Source organism: Pseudomonas sp. BIOMIG1BAC (assembly GCF_001705995.2).
Taxonomy (GTDB): Bacteria; Pseudomonadota; Gammaproteobacteria; order Pseudomonadales; family Pseudomonadaceae; genus Aquipseudomonas; species Aquipseudomonas sessilinigenes.
The window spans coordinates 2,705,711-2,723,955 of the sequence record NZ_CP049045.1 but is presented as its reverse complement, the minus strand read 5'-3'; the positions used below and the strand labels follow the sequence as shown (position 1 = coordinate 2,723,955).

Here is an 18,245-nt window from a genome sequence, read left to right as displayed (position 1 = left end):
ATGAAACAGGACATCTTCGGCGCCAGCAGCATGGGTTATGCGGTCATCGAGTCGAACCAGCTGGACCGCTGGCAGGCGCTGCTGCAAGGCGGCATCGGCCTGCACCTTGAACATGCGGACAGCCAGCTCCTGGCGTTTCGCATGGACCAGCACCAACGGCGCATCATCGTCCAGCGCGGCCCGGCGGAAGACTTCGCGGCCATCGGTTGGCAACTGAACGACCAGGACACCCTGCACATCGTGCTGCAGCGCCTGAGGGCCCGCGGTATCGCCATCCACGAAAGCACTGCGGCCCAGGCGGCAGAACGCGGTGTGGTGCGCTTCTGGCGAGTGCTTGGCCCCAAGCGCATGGCCATCGAGCTGTTCGTCGAGCCACTGACCACCCAGGAGCCCCTGAGCATGCTCAGCGAAGGCTTCATTACCGGTGAGTCCGGCATGGGCCACCTGGCGATCACCAGTCGTCGCGGCAAGGACATGCGCCGCTTCTGGCAGGAAATATTCGATGCCCGACAGAGCGATAGCGTTGTCGAGCACCTGGCAGGCGTAACGCTGGACATCGAGTTCTTTCGCGTCAACCCGCGCCATCACTCGATCGCCATCGCCCAGGTACGGGGCCTGGCGCTCGACCCGATCCGCACCAAGGCCCAGCACATGAACCTTCTGACCACCTCGGTCGCCGGCCTGACCGATGCCTTCCTGCGTTGCCGCAAGCTGGGCTTCGAGATGGCCCACGAAATCGGCGAGCACCCCAACGACCGCGAGCAGTCGTTCTACGTCCTCACGCCTTCGGGTTTCGAGCTGGAGCTGGGCTGGAACGCCCTGGAAGTCGACGAGGCCGATTGGCAGGTCACCACCTACAAGGGCATCAGCCTGTGGGGCCACAAGCCGCAGAAGCCAGGGACCTGGAACAAGCTGAAGACCAACCTGGGCAATTTCGGCCAAGGCCTGCGCTCCCTGCGCCACGCCGAGTATTCCCCACTGCAGGAACAGCCATGAACACTACTGAAATCTTCGACGTCGTCATCGCTGGCCTCGGTCCAACCGGCGCTACCCTGGCCCATTTGCTCGGCAAGCGCGGCCTCTCGGTGCTGGTCCTGGAGCGTGAGCCGGTGTTCTACGGCAATGCTCGCGCGGTCTACACCGACGATGAGTGCATGCGTGTGATGCAGGCCGCGGGGGTAGCCAAGGACCTGGCCAGCGATATGCAGATCGATACCCCAGCCCAATGGACCTTCCCCGATGGACGCGTGATCGGCCGCTATTGGCAGCTCAAGCGCAGCTTCGGTTGGCCGGTGATCAACTTCCTCTACCAGCCCTGGCTGGAAACCAAGCTCAGCGACCTGCTGGCCAATCACCCGACGGTAAGGGTCGAACGCGGTCGCGAACTGGTGGACTTCAAGCAGGACGGCGCGCTGGTCACCCTCACCCACCAGGCCACCCAGAACTGTCGCTTCGGCGATGGCGACGCCAGCCGTATCGAGCTGGACGTCGACCTGGCACCGGTCACCCTCAAGGCACGCTACCTGGTGGGCGCGGATGGCGGTCGCAGCACCGTGCGCGAACAACTGGGCATTGGCATGGACGGCAAGAACTTCCCCGAGCCCTGGCTGGTGGTCGACCTGGAAATGAAGGAAGGGGAAGATGCGCTGCGCCACATCCCCTACTTCAACTTCATCTGCGACCCCGACTCCCCGGTGGTCAGCTGTCCGCAGCCCGGGCGCTTCCATCGCTTCGAATTCATGCTGATGCCCGGCCAGACCAAGGAGTACATGGAGGACCCGGCCACCGTGCGCAAGCTGCTGAGCCGGTACGTGAACCCGGACCAGTTCGAGGTCAAGCGCAAGCTGGTCTACACCTTCAACGCCCTGGTCGCGCGCGAGTGGCGCAAGGGTCGCGTATTGCTGGCAGGCGATGCCGCGCATATGACCCCGCAGTTCATGGGCCAGGGCATGAGCTCCGGGGTGCGCGACGCCTACAACCTGGCGTGGAAGCTGGAGGCGGTGCTACGCGGCAAGGCTGCCGACAAGCTGCTCGACACCTACGGCAGCGAGCGCTACCACCACGCCAAGGCAATGATCGACATCTCGGTGCGGATGAAGGACTTCGTGTCCATGTCCAATCCATTCAAGACGGCGCTGCGCAACTTTGCAGTCCGGGCACTGAATGTCACGCCGGTACTGGGCAAGTGGCTGCGCGAGGGCGGCTTCAAGCCTACCCCGACCTACAAGCCCGGCTCCTACCTGGGGTTGCCCAGGGATGGTTGGCGCGGGGTCGCCGGGAAGCTGATGCCCCAGCCGCAGGTCCGCACCTTCAAGGGCAAGCGCGTGCCCCTCGACGAAATCCTGGGCGAAGGCTTCTCCCTGCTGGGCCTGGAGAACAATCCGCGCGTGGCGCTATCGGCCGAGTCCCAGCAGTTGCTGGCGGCGCTGGATACCCGCTACGTCACGCTCTACCCCTTTGGCGGGCGTCCCCAGGGCATGGACGTGCAGCGCTTCAGTCCGGCCGACTTGACCGAGGTCGAGGAGCCCGATGAGGAACTGGTGCGTTGGTTCAAGCGTGCCGGACACGGTCGTGACCTGGTGGCGGTGGTGCGCCCGGACAAGTTCGTCTTCGCCCTGGTACCCGCCACGCAACTGAACGCCGCACTGGCCGAACTCCGGCGCCAGCTGGGCTGGCAACCGAACCTGGTCAGCGCACAGCCCCCTGTTGCCACCCTGAGGAAAAGCGCATGAGCCACGACACCTTGAACAACCTCGACCAGGCGGCCGCGACATTGTCCCAGGCGCGACAACGGCGCGAGCCCTGCCAACCCATCTCGCAGAGCTTGGGCATCACCACCCTGGCCGAGGCCTACGCGGTGCAGGAAATCAACACCCGGCGCGCCCTGGGCCAGGGCCGGCGACTGGTCGGACGCAAGATCGGCTTGACCTCCACCGCGGTGCAACAGCAGTTGGGCGTCGATCAGCCGGACTTCGGCATGCTGTTCGCCGACATGGAGATCAGCGACGGCGCGGGCATCGACTGCCGCCAACTGATCCAGCCCAAGGCCGAAGGGGAAATCGCCTTCGTCCTCGGGCGCGACCTGCCCCATGCCGACACCACGCTGGCCGAGTTGATGAACGCTGTGGAGTACCTGCTGCCGGCCATCGAGATCGTCGATTCCGCCATCGTCGATTGGCGGATCACCCTGGCCGACACCGTGGCGGACAACGCCTCATCCGCCCTCTACGTACTGGGCAAGCAAGCCACCCGACTGTCGGCGCTGGACCTGCGCCTGGAAGGCATGTTGCTGGAGAAGAATCGCAGCCAGGCCGCCATTGGGGTCGGCGCCGCTTGCCTGGGCAATCCACTGGATGCCTGCCTGTGGTTGGCCCGCACCATGGCCGAGTCCGGCCGTCCATTGCTGGCCGGCGATGTGCTGCTCTCGGGTGCGCTAGGCCCCATGACCCCAGTCGTCCCGGGCGATCACCTGCATCTGCGCCTGACTCGCCTGGGCGAAGTCGGCTGCCATTTCTACTGAGCCGCACGCCTGGAGAATCAGAATGACTACCAAGAAACTCAAAGTCGCCATCGTCGGTTCCGGCAATATCGGCACCGACCTGATGATCAAGCTGATGCGTAATGCACAACACCTGGAAATGGCCGCCATGGTCGGCATCGACCCGGCCTCCGACGGCCTGGCCCGTGCCCAGCGGCTGGGGGTGGCCACGACCCATGGGGGCATCGAGGGGCTGAGCCGCCTGCCGGTGTTCAACGAGATCGACTTCGTTTTCGATGCCACCAGCGCCAGCGCCCATGTGCGCAATGCCGGTTTTCTGCGTGGGCTCAAGCCAGGCATCCGCCTGATCGACCTGACCCCTGCAGCCATCGGCCCGTACTGCGTGCCGGTGGTCAACCTGGAGCAGCACTTGCAGGCGACCAACGTCAACATGGTCACCTGCGGCGGCCAGGCCACCATCCCGATGGTCGCGGCGGTGTCGCGAGTCGCCAAGGTGCATTACGCCGAGATCATCGCCTCCATCGCCAGCAAATCCGCAGGCCCCGGTACCCGCGCCAATATCGACGAGTTCACCGAAACCACCAGCAAGGCCATCGAGGAGATCGGCGGCGCAGCCAAGGGCAAGGCGATCATCATCATGAACCCCGCCGAACCTCCGATGGTGATGCGCGATACGGTGTTCGTGCTGTCCGAGGTAGCCGACCAAACCCGCATCGAAGCCAGCATCGAGCAGATGGCCGCCGCCGTGCAGGCCTACGTGCCCGGCTACCGGCTCAAGCAGAGGGTGCAGTTCGACCTCATCGCGCCATCCGCCCCACTGAACATTCCCGGCCATGGCCAGTTCAGTGGGCTCAAGACCTCGGTGTTCCTCGAAGTCGAAGGCGCTGCCCATTATCTGCCGGCCTATGCCGGCAACCTCGACATCATGACCTCCGCCGCGCTGGCCACGGCCGAGCGCATGGCCCAATCGATGCTCAACGGCTGAGGAACGAGTACATGACTTTCGATCCAGGCAAGAAGCTCTACATCTCCGACGTCACCCTGCGCGACGGCAGCCATGCGATACGCCACCAGTACTCCCTGGACTCGGTGCGGGCCATTGCCCGGGCCCTGGACCGGGCCAGGGTGGACTCCATCGAAGTGGCCCATGGCGACGGCCTGCAGGGCTCGTCCTTCAACTATGGCTTCGGCCGCCACGGCGATCTCGAATACATCGAGGCCGTGGCCGGCGAGCTGCGCCACGCCAAGATCGCCACGCTGTTGCTGCCCGGCATCGGCACCGTCCACGACTTGAAGAACGCCTATGAGGCTGGTGCGCGGATCGTCCGCGTGGCCACCCACTGCACCGAGGCGGATGTGTCCAGGCAGCACCTCGAATATGCCCGGGAGCTGGGCATGGAGGCCGTGGGCTTTCTGATGATGAGCCATATGCAGACACCCGAAGGGTTGGCGCAACAGGCCAAGCTGATGGAGAGCTACGGCGCGCAATGCATCTACATGGCCGACTCCGGCGGCGCGATGAACATGAACGATATCCGCGAGCGCATGCGGGCATTCAAGGCGGTCCTGGACCCACGAACCCAGACCGGCATGCATGCCCACCACAACCTCAGCCTCGGGGTGGCCAACTCCATGGCCGCAGTGGAAGAAGGCTGCGATCGCATCGACGCCAGCCTCGCCGGCATGGGCGCGGGCGCGGGCAACGCGCCGTTGGAAGTCTTCATCGCCGCGGCCGAGCGCGCGGGCTGGAATCACGGCACCGATCTCTACACCCTGATGGACGCGGCCGACGACATCATCCGCCCCCTGCAGGATCGCCCGGTGCGGGTCGACCGCGAAACCCTCGGCCTTGGATATGCCGGCGTGTACTCAAGCTTCCTGCGCCATGCGGAAATGGCCGCTGGCAAATACGGCCTCAAGACCCTCGACATCCTGGTGGAGCTGGGCAAGCGGCGCATGGTCGGCGGCCAGGAAGACATGATCGTCGACGTCGCCCTGGATCTGCTCAAGCTCGAGGTGCTGCCCACCTGAGACAGGGATCGCCCGATACCCGCTGCTCAAGCGCTCGAGTGTCGGGCGCCCCTGGCTACCCAGCCAAGGGTCAGTCCAGGCGTTTGTGCAGGAACAGGCGCTGATGGCCAGGAGGGAAACCATCGAGCTGGCCAAACTGGCTAAAGCCATGTTGCGCGTAGAAAGCCGGCGCCTGGAAATCGAAGGTATCGAGCCAGATCCCGACACAGCCCTTCTCCCGGGCCAGGTCTTCGGCCATGTGCAGCAGGCGCGAGCCGGTGCCTTGTCCCCTGGTCTGCTCGGGGATCGCCAGCAACTCGATGTACAACCAGCGATAGAAGATCTCCGCCGACAGCCCACCGAGGATTTCGCCGGTCTGCTCGTCACGCACCAGCAGCGCGATCGCCTCGGTCTTCGGGTCGCCCGCCTTGGCGCGGTTGTGGGCGCGCAAGGGCTTGAGGATCGCAGCGCGCTCCGCCTCTCCCGGATCGACCATCATCTCTATACGAATCGCCATCGCTTGTCCTTTTGGATGCTCATATTGATTGGGACAGATACCGGCTAACGCTCGATCTCGGGTCGGACGCTGGCCTGCCTGCCATGGGCTCGGCGAGTCTAGCATCCCCCAACACCAGCACCTGAAGCCCTGCTTGACGCCAGGCAGCCTCGACCGCGACCGCCGAATCAGGCTACTGCCGGCCTTTCAATCAAGCTTGCCCGATAGCGTCCTTGGCGGCGCCTGTCGCTGAGGGGACGGCTCATCGCCGCATGATCCGCGGATCGCATGCAAAAGAATGCGCTTGCCCGAATCCCGGGCAATAAAAACCCCGTAGGCATCGATCCACGGGGTTCTTGAGAATGCGGCCAAGGCATCCGACAGAGCTCTCAGTCCAACCCAACGTCCGCAGGCAGATGGATAGAGAACGTGGTGCCATAAACCGGGCTCGACGTCACCGAGACCCTGCCCTCATGGGCCTCGACAATCTGCCGGACGATGAACAGGCCCAGCCCCACCGAACGCAGCGAATCTTGTTGCTCGCTGGCACGCACCATCGGCTCGAACAAGGTCGCAAGCAAGTCCTCGGCGATCGCCGACCCATGGTTGTGCACGGTGATGATCGCACCCTGCTCCGACAGATCGGTGGTCAACGTGATCGGGAAGCCCAGGTCGCCGTAGGCCACGCTGTTCGCCACCAGGTTACCGATCATCTGCTGCAGGCGGTCCTGGTCCAGGGTGAACGCCCCGCTGCCCCGCGAAAGGTGGCGTATATCGGCATTGCCGAAGGCCACCCGCAGTTCACTCAAGCTTTGTTCCACCGCTTGCACCACGTCGACCGGGTGGCGGCGGATGCTGATGCCCTGGCCAATCCTCACCGAGGCGAAGTCGAGCAGATCGACGATCATGCGCTGCGCACGCTCGGCGGACTGGCTGATGCTGCTCAACAAGCGATGCGCCTTGTCGGTACGCGCATCACGTTCGAGCAACTGCGTGGCCATCTTGATGGCCGTCATCGGGGTTTTCAGGTCATGGCTGGCGATAGCGACCATCCGCTCGGCGAATGCTGCGCGGCGCTGGCTGCTTTCATAGGCCGCCGCGAGTTCCGCCTTGGCCTGCTGCAGCGCGGTCTCGGCGCTGATCTTCTGGGCCAGGAGTTCTTCGGCACGCTGGCGCGCCGCAAGCACTTCGCGCTCGTAGCGGTCACGCTCGGTCGTGCCGAACAAGGCAAGCTGGTAGCGGACACCCTCGGCGGTTTCACGCCTCACACCATTGAGCAGCACCGAAATGACGTGTCCATCGCGGTGCACAAGCTCGAGTTTCACCTCGGCGACCGAGCCCTGCATCTTCATCAACGGGATCCAGTGGGTGCGCTGGAACAACCGGCCGCTGACCGTCAGCAACTGCTCAAAGGGACGCTCATCCAGGCTGGCCCGGTCATAGCCCAGCCAATTGCAGAGAGTCTGGTTACAGCGCAACAGGGTGCCATCTTCGGCGATGACCACCAGCCCGCAGGGAGCCTCCTCGAATAACGACGCGGTACAGAGCAGTAGCGAGTCATCCATGGCCAAATTCACATTGGGTGAAGAAGGTATCCATGACTGCGGAACAGGCGCTGGGGGCGCTCAACTGCGGATAATGGCCGATATTGTCGATCACGCTCAGCTGGCTATTGGGGAGCACGCGATGCAGGTACTCGCCCACGGCAACCGGCACAACCGGGTCGTCGCAACATTGCACGATGAGCGCCGGTGTCGGCAGGCCGGCAATATCCTGGCGGTGGTCGGACAGAAAGATGATCCGCGCGAACTGCCTGGCAATCTGCGCATCGGTGCGCCGAAAGCTGTTGATCAACTCTTCGCCAAGCGCCGGTTGCCCCGGGGCGCCCATCAGCACCGGGGCCATGGTGCTGGACCAGCCCAAGTAATTGTCGTCGAGGGTATCGAGCAATGAATGGATCTCATCTGGCGAAAAACCGCCGATGTAAGAAGCAGCATCGATGTAGCAAGGCGAGGCGCCGATCATCGCATGGGCGGCGATCCGTCCCGGAAGCTGGAGATCCGCCAAGGCGCCGATCATCGCCCCTGCCGAATGGCCAGCCAGGATCACCGGACCGTCGGCGTATTCATCGATCAGCTCATTGAGATCCGCGGCGTAGCCCCAGAGCGACGCATATTTATCCCGGTCATAGCTGCCCAGATCGGATTGGCCGGCCCCGACCAGGTCGTAGGTGATCACCCGAAAACGCTTGATGAAATGGGGCAGGAGGAATTTCCACATCGACTGGTCGCAGCCGAATCCATGGGAAAGGATCAAGGTTTCACTGCCGCCGCCAGCCATGTGGACGTTGTTGCGTTTTTGCAGGGTCATACCTATCCCATTGTTGTGCAGCAAAATGCTTGGCAGCGGCCATTGGTTGAGCTGCCAATTCAGAATAGTAGCAATTTGACGCAATCGACCTTGCATTTGACGCTGGTTTTTCGTGCCTGTAGCCATTTCGCTTCAGCAGTGCGTCATGGCCAGCCCGCCAACATACGCGAAACGGCCGCTCGGCGCTCGACTGGCTAAATGATCTGCATAACGTGCTGACCGTCCCGGAAGAAGCCAAGTGCTTGCCAAGCCGTGATGGGCCGACAGCTCATTGTTCCAGACCAGAAAGCACCCGCCCTCACCCCGTACAACATGTCCAAACGGCGGGGGCCAGATTCTGTCGATATCAGCTTAGGGTTTCGCGTCATCCGAGGTGCATGGCTTCAAGCGGTTAGTATCCGTACCACCGTCTTCGCCTCTATCGATGTCGCCGTTCGCATTGAGGTAAATATGCGTCGTCGGCCATTGGGGCGTGATATTGACGCAATGATTGCCGGTTCTTTTTCCCCACCAGTACAACTCCATGAAAAAGCCTTCATCTGGAAATATGTGGCCGAAATCCATTGAAGTCTCGCCGGGATACAGCCCCCCGCGCCCGCTCCTGTAGATTCGGTGTTGCGTATTCCAGACGATGCCAAGATTTTCTGTGGCTTGGGTTGAATAGTGAACCGTTACAGTAGGAGTTGCGACATACCAGAACGCAAACGGCGAGATCATCAACAGAGAAAGGACGGCCACATTTCGCCAGCGTCTAATGGCTTTCACATTTGTACTCACGTATGCCATCTGGCCATTTCGCTGGTACCACCACCAACACGTTACCCATCATCATTCTGGAAGCAGCGCAGCCACCGTTATTGGCTAGTCGCTACTACATCTGCCTGGCGTTTCGCGCAGAGATGGCAACAGTGGTCGGCGAATCAGCAAGTGGTACGAACTTTCGCGTCGCACCATCAAGCGCATCGATGCCTCCCGCTTCGATGTCGTAGACCCAGCCGTGCAAATTCATGCGTCCCTGCTCGAGCGCCAGTGCCACGGATGGATGCGTACGCAGGTTCGCCAGTTGCGCGATCACGTTCTCACGCACCAGGCCGTCGAGCTTCGCACGCGGCGTGTCGAATTCATGGGCCGCGTTGATCGCTTTTGCGGCGTCCGCATGGCGTAGCCAGTTGGCGACCGCCGGGAGATGGTCCAGGCACGTGCAGCGTGAAATCGCACCCATCGCTCCGCAGTCCGAGTGTCCGCAAATCACGATGTCCTGTACGCCAAGCACGGCGACTGCATATTCGACAGTGGCCGAAACGCCGCCCGGCTCGGGACCGTAGGACGGCACGATGTTGCCGGCGTTGCGAATAACGAATAGTTCGCCCGGCTCACGCTGCGTCAGGAGCTCAGGTACAACACGACTGTCCGAGCAGGTGACGAACAACGCCTTGGGGTTCTGTGTCGTCGCGAGCTGCTTGAAAAGCTCGATGCGTTGCGGATAAACCTCGCGCTGGAAGCGCAGAAAGCCGTCGATAATGTCACGCATGGAGTTCTCCAAACCCTAATACCAGATGTTGGCGCAAAGCACTCGATAGGCCATCGCGCCGCAGTGCTTGTCATTATTGCAGACGTCGCACGCTGGCTGTAGATGGACATCGAGACATAATCATCGCGGCAGATAGGGATAAAACAATGCCGAACAAGAGCATCGCACACGCAAAATGCTGCCGACCCAATACCCTCACATTGCCTGGACGGCCGCCTGAACAGAAACTTCTGCAGGAATGATCACACCGAACTTCACCGCATACAGGATCAAATCCTCGGCGCTCGCATAGCTTCAGGTTTCGGGATTACCCTGGCCCACTTCAAGGACTAACGTCATGTTCGGGGCTCCACATAGCCAAACCAGTAGAGCCGCGCACCTTGAGACCTATTCGCGACATGCGATACATCGCTTGCTCGAACAAATCATCCTCCACCGAATGCGTACACTCTTCGATAACGGCGAAAGCGTCCGGCGTACCAATCGCTCGCAATGCCCAGAGGCATTTTTTATAGAAGCTGCCGTAGTTATCGTAGTCGAGGTACTCAAGATCAGGCTTGAGCAATATGGCCTGGCGGAGAAAGGGAATGCTGTCGGGATTCGCGGCCTGTTGAAGGGACCAGATAATCTCCTCGTGGTCCATGTGATCTGTTTCAAGAAGGCGCTCGCACTCCTCACGTACTTCTACTGCATCCATGTTGTTTGTTACCCATCTAGCGGTCGATCAAATGTGCCGCATTTTGAGAAACATCCTGAGGATGGGCAAGCGAATAAAAACCCTACCCAACTGTAAAGCTCTGGTACGCCAGCATTTTCTACAGCCAATGAAAAAACCCCGTAGACGTTAATCTACGGGGTTTCAAAGGTGGAGGCCGAGGTCGGAGTCGAACTGAGGTAGGCGAATTTGAAATCCAGATAAAAATTCTATTTTTCAATCAGTTAACGATAGACCAGTTCCGCAGGTGTGAATCTTCAGGAAGGCTGGAACCCACGGTCTATGCGGAGCAGGACTTTGATGGCGGAACTGGTTTCTTAGGGGGGGCTAATGCGCAAAGAAGGTCAGTCATGAGCGGCGGCCTTCGGCCAGGATCGGTCACTGCATAAACTCGGCGCTCGCGAATCGGCAAACCGGAACACCTGCGGTGTCCACGCTCTTGAAAAAACTCAGTTGTCCAAGCACTTTAACAACAGGGCCAACACCCAGTCCTCTTGCAAGGCCAATGCCGCGCTGATGTCCTCGCATCTTCCATTCAGAGACAGCAGGTCGCCAGCCAGCACTTCTCCACTGGACATGCACATATCCAAAGTAATACTAAAAACCCCGTTACCTACCTGCTGGCTCTCAAAAACAAGCTCAACCTCTTTAGGGAAGATCGTCACGTAGACGAAGAGTATTTCATTCGCGTATGTGTAGTGGCCATGATTTCTTTTGAGCAAACCACTCTGGCATTTCGAAGCCTTTTCATAAACGTTATCTAGAAATCTTTGAAGGATAAACAAAAGCTCCGGCTTTTCAGTGCTCATTGGGTTCCCTTGCGAGCCATAGACTTCAACACGCCATTCTAACCAACATCGACGGTGTCCGAGCTGCGTGATGATGCGCACCGGCGGCAACCTGCGGTGTCATTAACATCGGTGATGAGTAGTTGTTCTTAGCTATTTGTTTGCCTGTCTAGGGACGGATGACCTCTGGTCATTACTCAACGCCGCCCATCGTCGGACAGGTCGCCCGCAACTGGCCAACAACAGCACTCAATTTCATTAGGGGTAAGCTCCGGAAATAAAAAAGCCCCGTTTGTGCGAGGCTCTTTAAAACATTTATCTTCATCCTGAAGAATCTGAAACCTCTCCTGGAGCTTTTTCAGGATTGCTCACAGATTGAACGTCAACCGCCTGCGACGTTTTTGGAGTCTGTAAGAGCTTCTTTTCTTCCGGTTGCTGGGCGCTCTCTTGGGAATTTTTGGAATCTACCCGGTATGAAACCAGTGCCATTAAAACCTTCATTGACTCCAGTCCTGCCATCCCACCGGCCAACTCAACAGGCTGCGCATTAACATCTGGCGACTCCCGTTGTTGCTGTAAGCGCTCCTTAGCCTCCAACTGCCGAACGCTCTCGCGGTAAGCCTTGTAATCAAGCGCATAAGGTGCCGACATCATACAAACCTGCGTAGCTGCCAGACCCGCAACCCCGCCCGCCAACAGATTGGCCCAAAAGACAGGAATACGGCCACGAAAACGAATGACTAGCATTGTGACCAGAGCCCCAACCCAGACAAATAGCAGAAATGGAATAGAAGCTATTACAAGTGACTCCCCCCAGACCTCCCAATTGAACAAGACCCACAACGTCTGTAACACCGATAAATCTCCAGAATCTAAACACCACAGAAACCCAGGGTCCTCTGGATTCCCTTTTCAACCGAGCAGAAAATCTCAGTAGACACTCATCTCATAGGATACATACAAAGTTTGATCTTGTTGAAATAGAAGGCCATTTCAAATGACTTTTGCTTTGATAAGGTCCACGCAAGGGATGAGTTTTTCAGCGCAGCCTCAGACGACTCCAGGTCAGGCTGCAAAGTACGCATGGCCAACTACAACGACTGCATCCTGGCCACAACCAACCGCAACGCTGGCGCCATTGTGCGGACGGCAGTTCAGTACGTCGCCATCCAGGCGCGCATGGAGACGCTGAAAGAGAACTCCAATGTTGTCCAGGCCGTGGAGTGGGTCAGCACGCTGAATTCGAAGACAACGCCTCAGCGCCGAACGCTCGACAAGCATCGGTTCAAGCTCACTGAAGGGCCGAGGCCGCCGATTACCGTTGACCCTTTTACAGATGAAGGTTCTTAAGCCTTTGGCATTCGAAAAGCGGGTATTCCACTGTAACTATTTGTTTTTTATGAATTTAAAAAATATTGAATAGCCTATCTCCACTTGAAACCATAGTGGCTTCATTTCAGGAGGGCTGCACCATGGCATTCAGGACGTTTCCTCTAAAAACTAATGCTCAACGAAGCTACATCCTGCTCACCGATGTTTTCGACTAGCTAGAGCCGGAGATCGTCGGTGGTAAAAATAGGAAGTTCCCTGCCAAGCAGCTGGCAACGGTTTTCTACGGCAGCCAAGATCCAATTGAGGATGAAGTGGCGGGGGACAAAAAAATCTTCCGAAAGCGCAGCGCCTTTGTCGTGACCAAGTTCTTGAACGATCACGCCTTGGTGGCTGGATCGACAATCAAGATGGAGCGCTTGGCTCCGTATACCTACCGGTTTATGCCAGGCTGAAAATTCCAAATATCTAGGCCGCTTTGGCGGTTTTCTTGCACCCCGGCAGGTGCTGCATTCTCGTGTCTGGAAGACAATGCCAAGTTGTTTCGTGATCGTTGACGGAGAGAGCGGATCTGCATATACAGTCCGTTCTTTCAATTTCTGTTTCGGTAAGTCATGAGCGAAGAACGAGATATTCCAGAGCCCGAGCACGACCATCTGCTCGATCATGAATTCCATGATGACGAGTCATGGGTTGAAGAAGATGCTCAGGGAATTGCTGACGAAGAAGACGATGACGTTGATTTTCTTGATCAGATTGATCAAGACGACTGACGTGGAAATTTTTAATACCTAAAAGGTCCGTCCACCCGCTCGGCCCTACTTGCTTTAAATCAAGCCCCGGCGTCCGCCGATATTTTATTCCCACGCCTTACACGAGCCTCGTCAACGACGGGGCTTTTCATATCTACAGGCAGGGCCTGTAAATCGTCTCTGGGAGACAACCAATACTGAAATTCCAACTGGACAGCCTGGATGGTGTCGACGAAGCCAACCGTCGCGGTGCTGGATACGGCTGGCAAGCTCTCCGCAACCACGCTGGAAGAGCTGAAGAATGAATTCACGAAAGACCCTGCGTTCGGTCCTCTGATCGCAGGCAGCAAGGCATCTGGCGGCGGGGCCGACGGTGCAGGAATAACGGTGGGGCCGCTCTGAAACGATCCAAAATGTCCTCTGTCGCCAAGCGTGAGTTCATCACTGCAAACGGCCAGGACGCCTACCTGAAATTGCCCAAATAAATGGAGTAACCCTACCAACCAGTAAAGTTTTAGTACGCCTGCGCTTTCCTGCAGACAATAAAAAACCCCGCAGACGTTAATCTACGGGGTTTTCAAGGGTGGAGGCCGAGGTCGGAATCGAACCGGCGTAGGCGGATTTGCAATCCAGATAAAATTTCATTGTTTTCAGTTGGTTAGTGATAGATCTGTTCCGCAAATGCCAACGCCTAGAAAGGCTGTAACCCGCGGCCCACGCAGGTCGTGATTTTGATTGCGGAACTGATTTTGTAGACCTATCCCACTATTCAGAATCCAACAACTGCTGCCCTCCACCGTCGCTAGGCTTGTGCGCTGATGGCTCAAAATCGGATAGGGATTCGAACCCGACCATAATCAACCGTAGTCCGCTCAAGGCCACGAAATTAGAGTATGTAGCACCTGAGTTAAGGCCTATATAGGCCTAAAGCGGTATCCGCTATGCCCTAAAAATGCCCTAAGATCATCTGCGCTTCTAGCCAACAACCTGTTCGGCATCTGCAAACCAGGGTAGCGAGGATAACGCGTCCGAGGTGTGCCAAGTGATCAGCCACTCGGTGTGGATCAAATCCGGCAGGCTGATCCCGTTTTGTGGGAACGCGTCACCCATGCGCCTTTCGCCACCATATTTCCACTCAAGCGGTCCGAAGCCGTCTGCCATACTTCGGCCAGAGAGGCTGTCATGGCCAACTCTGTATCATTCGTAATAAGTTCAGCGTCTCGCAGGGCCTGCGTGTAGCCGATTGCATTATGGTAGGCGCGAACACCAGAAGCCCAGTCGCTCGATTTATGTACTGAGTTCAACCGCAAAAGCCAGGCTGTTTGGACTCTGCGCTCGGCAAACCGGGCTGATCGCTAATCGTTAATACGCTGATGCCTGGCATGCCCCAATCCCCATAATTAAGCGCTGCTTATACGCTTACCAGCACGACCGGTACCAGTAGCCAAATGTAGGGGGCATGGTTACCGCGACCACTAAAAAGGCCCACATCCCCTAGACGAGCAGGCCAGTCCCACCTCGGCTGGCTTTCGCCTAATCAACCCTTGTTCGCAATAACCCTCTTTGCCAAGGTTGATCAACAGGGACATCTCTTCCAACGGAACTCAACTGCTCCGTTTGTGCGTGGTGGGTGTTTCACCAAACCTTGAAGTCCTTTCCAGGGTTTCTTCAAGCGCTCGAACTAGTACATTTGTGCTAGTTGACTCCCCCCCTCCTACGGGGATCATAGTCCCGAATAGTGCTGCCATTCTGAGATTCCAGTCAATCGGACATTCCGACTAGTCGCGCAGTATCACAAGGGACGTTTGGCTGGGTAGTTTAACGCTCGAAGTTGATGACAATCGATGAAATATGTTATTTACTTTTTGATTGTAACGAAGCTAATTTGCTTCTTAATTTAATCGCCAGACGCTACGAGCATGGCAGCATGTGCTGGCCAGCAAATATCACTGACTCGAGATACTCAGTTGAGAAATTCTATTTTTTAGCGTGCTTGTTTGGCTTGATTGATTTAATGTAAATGGATAACAAATTCATGTTCAAGGAGGCACGACACAGCATGCCAGAGTTTTTGAAGTTAAATAAATACGTCATACCAATTACTTTACTACTTGCTGCCTCCACTTCAGCGATAGCTGACAAAGCGAACCCCATTGGCGATTGGTGGCGTGTCTATAGCATAGGCACGGGCAAAAACAACATAGTGTTTGTCGCTGATCTCACGTCCATGACGCCACGGAGTCAAGCGGCGGATGGGCTTCAGTCAGTAGATGTAAACCAAGTCTTCGCTGACCCATCCAAGCCATTGGCGGATGTCTATTCAGTTGAAGTCCAGTGCTCCAAGCACAGAGCCCGCTTTCTTAAAGGAACATCAATAGAACGAACGAGCTACGCACGCCGGGATTTAAAAGTCTCCAATGAGTGGCATACGTTGGATGACGAGGCGCTTTTATATACATTTGCCTTTGTATGTAATCCCCAAGATCGAGTCTTCAACGGCATGTTGTCACTGGGTAAATTTGATCAGATGAAAATGCTCGGGATCATCACGGAGGTACAAGCACCGCCGAAGAGCCCAATGGAAGAGCTGGATGAAATGTTAAACAACAAAAACCCTGAAAAGTCCAGGTAAGGTAAACTCCATGATATATCAATGGATTAAAACGTTTTCTTTAATGCTAGCAGTGTCAGGAATAATGGTAAGCAGCGGCTGTTCCTTAATTGCTCAAAGTCGTTGGGAAGGTCGCGATGCCCAAGAGGCGCTGAATCTGTTTGGCAGGCCCGATACGATGAAAGCAACTCAAGATCCTGATGCAGGTACACTTGTCGTAATGACGTGGTACAAATCCTCTCAGTGGTCGACAACTGAGGCAGCCGGAACATCCATGACGCACGGCAGTAATGGTTTGACCCATACCGAGTATTACGAGAACGTCGCTCATAGCTCCGAATGCAAAATTGAAGCAACGGTGAACAAAGCAAAAAAAATAGTGCTTTTCAAAATTCAGAATGGAGAAGTATTTCATGGCAAGTGCCAAAATATTCCTTATGTTCCCGGTTATATCCCCCCAGGCTTTTAGCATCTTCTATAAGTGCTGAAGGGATAACTGATGAGGGGATTCGCGGCAGTTATTTTTTCGAAACAGTCCCTCAGACCGCCTAGTATTGCACCCTCGGATTTTTTCCTAATCCTAATAATGGTCTGAAGGGACGCTCCAAAGTTTTGCCCAGTTTTGAAACGAAAACACCAAGACCCGACAACTGCAACATTTTCAGTTTATTGACGTTGGGTCAACGACTCATGCCTCCCTTGCTTTGCTCCTTGGGCTGAAGTGGTCTGTCCCGGAGCTGGTGGACAGGTAGTTAAGAGTTACTGCTCGCATAGCGCCGCTCAAACTCCATCGGGCTGAGATAGCCCAGCGTCGAGTGGCGGCGACGGTGATTGTAAAAGCGGATGTAGTCGAACAGGTCGGTTTTCGCCTCGTGGTAGCTGGCATAGCGCGTCAGGTACACCCGCTCAGCCTTCAGCGAACGGAAGAAGCTCTCCATCGCGGCGTTGCCCCAGCAGTTCCCGGGACGTGAATGGCTGGGCACGATTCGATGTCGCCGAAGTAAGGCCTGGTAGTCGTACGCGCAGTATTGGCTGCCTCGATCCGAGTGCAGCAGCACTTCTTCTTTCGGCTGCCGGCGTGCAATGGCCATCTCCAGCGCGGCGTGTACCAAGGCCTGCTGCATGCGGTGGTGCATCGCCCAACCGACGACGGCTCGTGAATAGAGATCGAGCACGACTGCCAGATACAGCCAACCTTGGGCCGTCCGCACGTAGGTCATGTCCGAGACCCAGTTCCGATTGGCGCGATCCGAGGCGAACTGGCGATCCAGGTGGTTCGGGGCAATCGGCAGAGCATGACGACTGCTGGAAACCAGCCGCCAGCGCTTGCGCGAGCGAACGCGCAGACCGGCTTCGCGCATCAGTCGAGCAACCCGGTGTCGACCACACGCATGCCCCATGGCCGCTAACTCGGCCTTGATTCGGCGATGGCCATAGATCCCATTCACCTCGTGGTGAATGGTGCGGATCTCCTTGCTCAGACGCCGATTCGCCATCTCTCTCGCCGAAGGTGGCCGCTGCTGCCAGGCATAGAAGCCGCTGCGGGATACCCGCAGCAGCCGGCACATTGGGGCTACGGGATAGCGACCAGCCAACGCCTCGATGGCGCGGAACTTCACTTCGTGGGCTGCGAGAAGATGGCGAGCGCCTTTTTTAAAACATCGCGTTCCATGGTGACCTGAGCCAGTTGCTGGCGTAGACGACGCAACTCCGCGCTCTCACCACGCTGCTTGCCGTTGCCCGGAAAGGCATCGTCACCTTGCTGCTCGTACTGGCGCTTCCATTTGCCCAGCAGGCTTTCAGCGATGCCGAGCGTCTCGGCTACATGACGAAGCGGCGTGCCGGCAAGTACCTGGTCTACTGCCTCGCGTTTGAAGGATTCGGGAAAACGTCGTCTGGTCTGAGTCATGAACACTCCTTGCGGTGGACATTATCCACCTTAAGTCAGTGTCCACTCAGCCCGGGACAGACCAGTGTGCATCCTAAGAACCAGATCTGAACGTTGTCAGGGATATCCAGGATAGCTCACAGCAACAAAAACAAACCTCCCAACCAACACCCAGCGGCATCTCAAAGCAATGCCGAAAGCTTTTTCAATGTGCCGCTAGAAAAAGGCAGGTTGCGGAAGCGATCCAAAAATTTGA

The 18,245-nt window shown here is 57.5% G+C and carries 19 protein-coding genes and 2 pseudogenes; 10 read left to right on the top strand and 11 right to left on the bottom strand.

What is annotated here, in order from left to right; all coding sequences use genetic code 11:
* From ATY02_RS13015 to dmpG, 5 genes are read left to right on the top strand one after another with little or no spacing between them, the layout of a single operon-like run.
* Positions 1 to 996, top strand: coding sequence for a VOC family protein (locus tag ATY02_RS13015; RefSeq protein WP_068580588.1), 996 nt, complete (start codon positions 1 to 3; stop codon positions 994 to 996).
* On the top strand, positions 993 to 2,732 hold the full coding sequence (locus tag ATY02_RS13010; RefSeq protein ID WP_068580590.1) for a bifunctional 3-(3-hydroxy-phenyl)propionate/3-hydroxycinnamic acid hydroxylase: 1,740 nt from the start codon (positions 993 to 995) through the stop codon (positions 2,730 to 2,732). Before ATY02_RS13015 ends, ATY02_RS13010 begins: the two co-directional genes overlap by 4 nt.
* Positions 2,729 to 3,520: a 2-keto-4-pentenoate hydratase gene (locus ATY02_RS13005; protein ID WP_068580593.1), complete on the top strand. Its 792-nt coding sequence runs from the start codon at positions 2,729 to 2,731 to the stop codon at positions 3,518 to 3,520. The genes ATY02_RS13010 and ATY02_RS13005 overlap by 4 nt, the downstream gene beginning before the upstream one ends.
* Positions 3,521 to 3,542: 22 nt before the next feature.
* Entirely contained in the window at positions 3,543 to 4,484 is a 942-nt protein-coding gene (locus ATY02_RS13000; protein WP_068580594.1) for an acetaldehyde dehydrogenase (acetylating), read from the top strand.
* Between the two features lie 11 nt (positions 4,485 to 4,495).
* The gene (dmpG, locus tag ATY02_RS12995; protein WP_068580596.1) at positions 4,496 to 5,530 is read left to right on the top strand and encodes a 4-hydroxy-2-oxovalerate aldolase; all 1,035 of its coding nucleotides are present in this window, start codon (positions 4,496 to 4,498) and stop codon (positions 5,528 to 5,530) included.
* A 70-nt stretch (positions 5,531 to 5,600) separates the two neighbouring features.
* On the opposite strand, the gene ATY02_RS12990 is transcribed toward dmpG, so the two are convergent.
* The 8 genes from ATY02_RS12990 to ATY02_RS12955 form a co-directional block, all read right to left on the bottom strand.
* The gene (locus tag ATY02_RS12990; protein ID WP_068580598.1) at positions 5,601 to 6,026 is read right to left on the bottom strand and encodes a GNAT family N-acetyltransferase; all 426 of its coding nucleotides are present in this window, start codon (positions 6,024 to 6,026) and stop codon (positions 5,601 to 5,603) included.
* Positions 6,027 to 6,394: 368 nt separating this feature from the next.
* Positions 6,395 to 7,570 carry a PAS domain-containing sensor histidine kinase gene (locus ATY02_RS12985; RefSeq protein ID WP_068580601.1) on the bottom strand — a complete coding sequence of 392 codons (1,176 nt, stop codon included), beginning with the start codon at positions 7,568 to 7,570 and terminating at the stop codon, positions 6,395 to 6,397.
* Positions 7,563 to 8,375, bottom strand: coding sequence for an alpha/beta fold hydrolase (locus ATY02_RS12980; RefSeq protein ID WP_068580602.1), 813 nt, complete (start codon positions 8,373 to 8,375; stop codon positions 7,563 to 7,565). The genes ATY02_RS12985 and ATY02_RS12980 overlap by 8 nt, the downstream gene beginning before the upstream one ends.
* Before the next feature lie 351 nt (positions 8,376 to 8,726).
* On the bottom strand, positions 8,727 to 9,161 hold the full coding sequence (locus ATY02_RS12975; protein ID WP_228022281.1) for a hypothetical protein: 435 nt from the start codon (positions 9,159 to 9,161) through the stop codon (positions 8,727 to 8,729).
* Between the two features lie 85 nt (positions 9,162 to 9,246).
* On the bottom strand, positions 9,247 to 9,906 hold the full coding sequence (locus ATY02_RS12970; protein WP_068580604.1) for a carbonic anhydrase: 660 nt from the start codon (positions 9,904 to 9,906) through the stop codon (positions 9,247 to 9,249).
* 322 nt (positions 9,907 to 10,228) lie between these two features.
* A complete protein-coding gene (locus ATY02_RS12965; protein WP_124347872.1) occupies positions 10,229 to 10,603 on the bottom strand; it encodes a hypothetical protein in 375 nt (124 codons plus the stop codon).
* Between the two features lie 467 nt (positions 10,604 to 11,070).
* The gene (locus ATY02_RS12960; RefSeq protein ID WP_225926522.1) at positions 11,071 to 11,511 is read right to left on the bottom strand and encodes a hypothetical protein; all 441 of its coding nucleotides are present in this window, start codon (positions 11,509 to 11,511) and stop codon (positions 11,071 to 11,073) included.
* A 219-nt stretch (positions 11,512 to 11,730) separates the two neighbouring features.
* Complete coding sequence (locus ATY02_RS12955; RefSeq protein ID WP_068580609.1) at positions 11,731 to 12,264, bottom strand: hypothetical protein; 534 nt, start codon at positions 12,262 to 12,264, stop codon at positions 11,731 to 11,733.
* Positions 12,265 to 12,501: 237 nt separating this feature from the next.
* Between ATY02_RS12955 and ATY02_RS12950 the strand changes: the two are divergent.
* Positions 12,502 to 12,735, top strand: a pseudogene (locus ATY02_RS12950) (phage head morphogenesis protein); the annotation flags it as partial.
* 221 nt (positions 12,736 to 12,956) lie between these two features.
* Here the strand turns inward: ATY02_RS12950 and ATY02_RS12945 are convergent.
* A complete protein-coding gene (locus ATY02_RS12945) occupies positions 12,957 to 13,415 on the bottom strand; it encodes a hypothetical protein (protein WP_068580614.1) in 459 nt (152 codons plus the stop codon).
* 309 nt (positions 13,416 to 13,724) lie between these two features.
* Between ATY02_RS12945 and ATY02_RS12940 the strand changes: the two are divergent.
* The 4 genes and pseudogenes from ATY02_RS12940 to ATY02_RS12925 form a co-directional block, all read left to right on the top strand.
* Positions 13,725 to 13,975, top strand: a pseudogene (locus ATY02_RS12940) (hypothetical protein); the annotation flags it as partial.
* Positions 13,976 to 15,324: 1,349 nt separating this feature from the next.
* Positions 15,325 to 15,510, top strand: coding sequence for an ATP-binding protein (locus tag ATY02_RS36600; RefSeq protein ID WP_083235727.1), 186 nt, complete (start codon positions 15,325 to 15,327; stop codon positions 15,508 to 15,510).
* Positions 15,511 to 16,122, top strand: a complete 612-nt coding sequence (locus ATY02_RS12930; protein ID WP_053130902.1) for a hypothetical protein — start codon at positions 15,511 to 15,513, stop codon at positions 16,120 to 16,122.
* Between the two features lie 10 nt (positions 16,123 to 16,132).
* Entirely contained in the window at positions 16,133 to 16,570 is a 438-nt protein-coding gene (locus ATY02_RS12925; RefSeq protein ID WP_228022280.1) for a hypothetical protein, read from the top strand.
* Between the two features lie 283 nt (positions 16,571 to 16,853).
* Here ATY02_RS12925 and ATY02_RS12920 read toward each other — a convergent pair whose 3' ends face one another.
* Together ATY02_RS12920 and ATY02_RS12915 are read right to left on the bottom strand one after the other, a co-directional pair.
* Complete coding sequence (locus ATY02_RS12920; protein WP_068580783.1) at positions 16,854 to 17,720, bottom strand: IS3 family transposase; 867 nt, start codon at positions 17,718 to 17,720, stop codon at positions 16,854 to 16,856.
* Complete coding sequence (locus ATY02_RS12915; RefSeq protein WP_033974343.1) at positions 17,717 to 18,010, bottom strand: IS3 family transposase; 294 nt, start codon at positions 18,008 to 18,010, stop codon at positions 17,717 to 17,719. Before ATY02_RS12915 ends, ATY02_RS12920 begins: the two co-directional genes overlap by 4 nt.
* Positions 18,011 to 18,245 lie beyond the last annotated feature (235 nt).

Excerpts from the sequence above, each read along its gene's own strand:
- ATY02_RS12985 (WP_068580601.1), bottom strand. The coding sequence starts at position 7,570 with ATGGATGACTCGCTACTGCTCTGTACCGCGTCGTTATTCGAGGAGGCT.
- ATY02_RS12975 (WP_228022281.1), bottom strand. The coding sequence starts at position 9,161 with ATGGCATACGTGAGTACAAATGTGAAAGCCATTAGACGCTGGCGAAAT.
- ATY02_RS12965 (WP_124347872.1), bottom strand. The coding sequence starts at position 10,603 with ATGGATGCAGTAGAAGTACGTGAGGAGTGCGAGCGCCTTCTTGAAACA.
- ATY02_RS13000 (WP_068580594.1), top strand. The coding sequence starts at position 3,543 with ATGACTACCAAGAAACTCAAAGTCGCCATCGTCGGTTCCGGCAATATC.
- ATY02_RS13015 (WP_068580588.1), top strand. The coding sequence starts at position 1 with ATGAAACAGGACATCTTCGGCGCCAGCAGCATGGGTTATGCGGTCATC.
- ATY02_RS13005 (WP_068580593.1), top strand. The coding sequence starts at position 2,729 with ATGAGCCACGACACCTTGAACAACCTCGACCAGGCGGCCGCGACATTG.
- ATY02_RS12945 (WP_068580614.1), bottom strand. The coding sequence starts at position 13,415 with ATGGAATTCATGATCGAGCAGATGGTCGTGCTCGGGCTCTGGAATATC.
- ATY02_RS12930 (WP_053130902.1), top strand. The coding sequence starts at position 15,511 with ATGGATAACAAATTCATGTTCAAGGAGGCACGACACAGCATGCCAGAG.
- ATY02_RS12925 (WP_228022280.1), top strand. The coding sequence starts at position 16,133 with ATGATATATCAATGGATTAAAACGTTTTCTTTAATGCTAGCAGTGTCA.
- dmpG (WP_068580596.1), top strand. The coding sequence starts at position 4,496 with ATGACTTTCGATCCAGGCAAGAAGCTCTACATCTCCGACGTCACCCTG.
- ATY02_RS12980 (WP_068580602.1), bottom strand. The coding sequence starts at position 8,375 with ATGACCCTGCAAAAACGCAACAACGTCCACATGGCTGGCGGCGGCAGT.
- ATY02_RS12990 (WP_068580598.1), bottom strand. The coding sequence starts at position 6,026 with ATGGCGATTCGTATAGAGATGATGGTCGATCCGGGAGAGGCGGAGCGC.
- ATY02_RS12970 (WP_068580604.1), bottom strand. The coding sequence starts at position 9,906 with ATGCGTGACATTATCGACGGCTTTCTGCGCTTCCAGCGCGAGGTTTAT.
- ATY02_RS12915 (WP_033974343.1), bottom strand. The coding sequence starts at position 18,010 with ATGACTCAGACCAGACGACGTTTTCCCGAATCCTTCAAACGCGAGGCA.
- ATY02_RS36600 (WP_083235727.1), top strand. The coding sequence starts at position 15,325 with ATGACAATCGATGAAATATGTTATTTACTTTTTGATTGTAACGAAGCT.
- ATY02_RS13010 (WP_068580590.1), top strand. The coding sequence starts at position 993 with ATGAACACTACTGAAATCTTCGACGTCGTCATCGCTGGCCTCGGTCCA.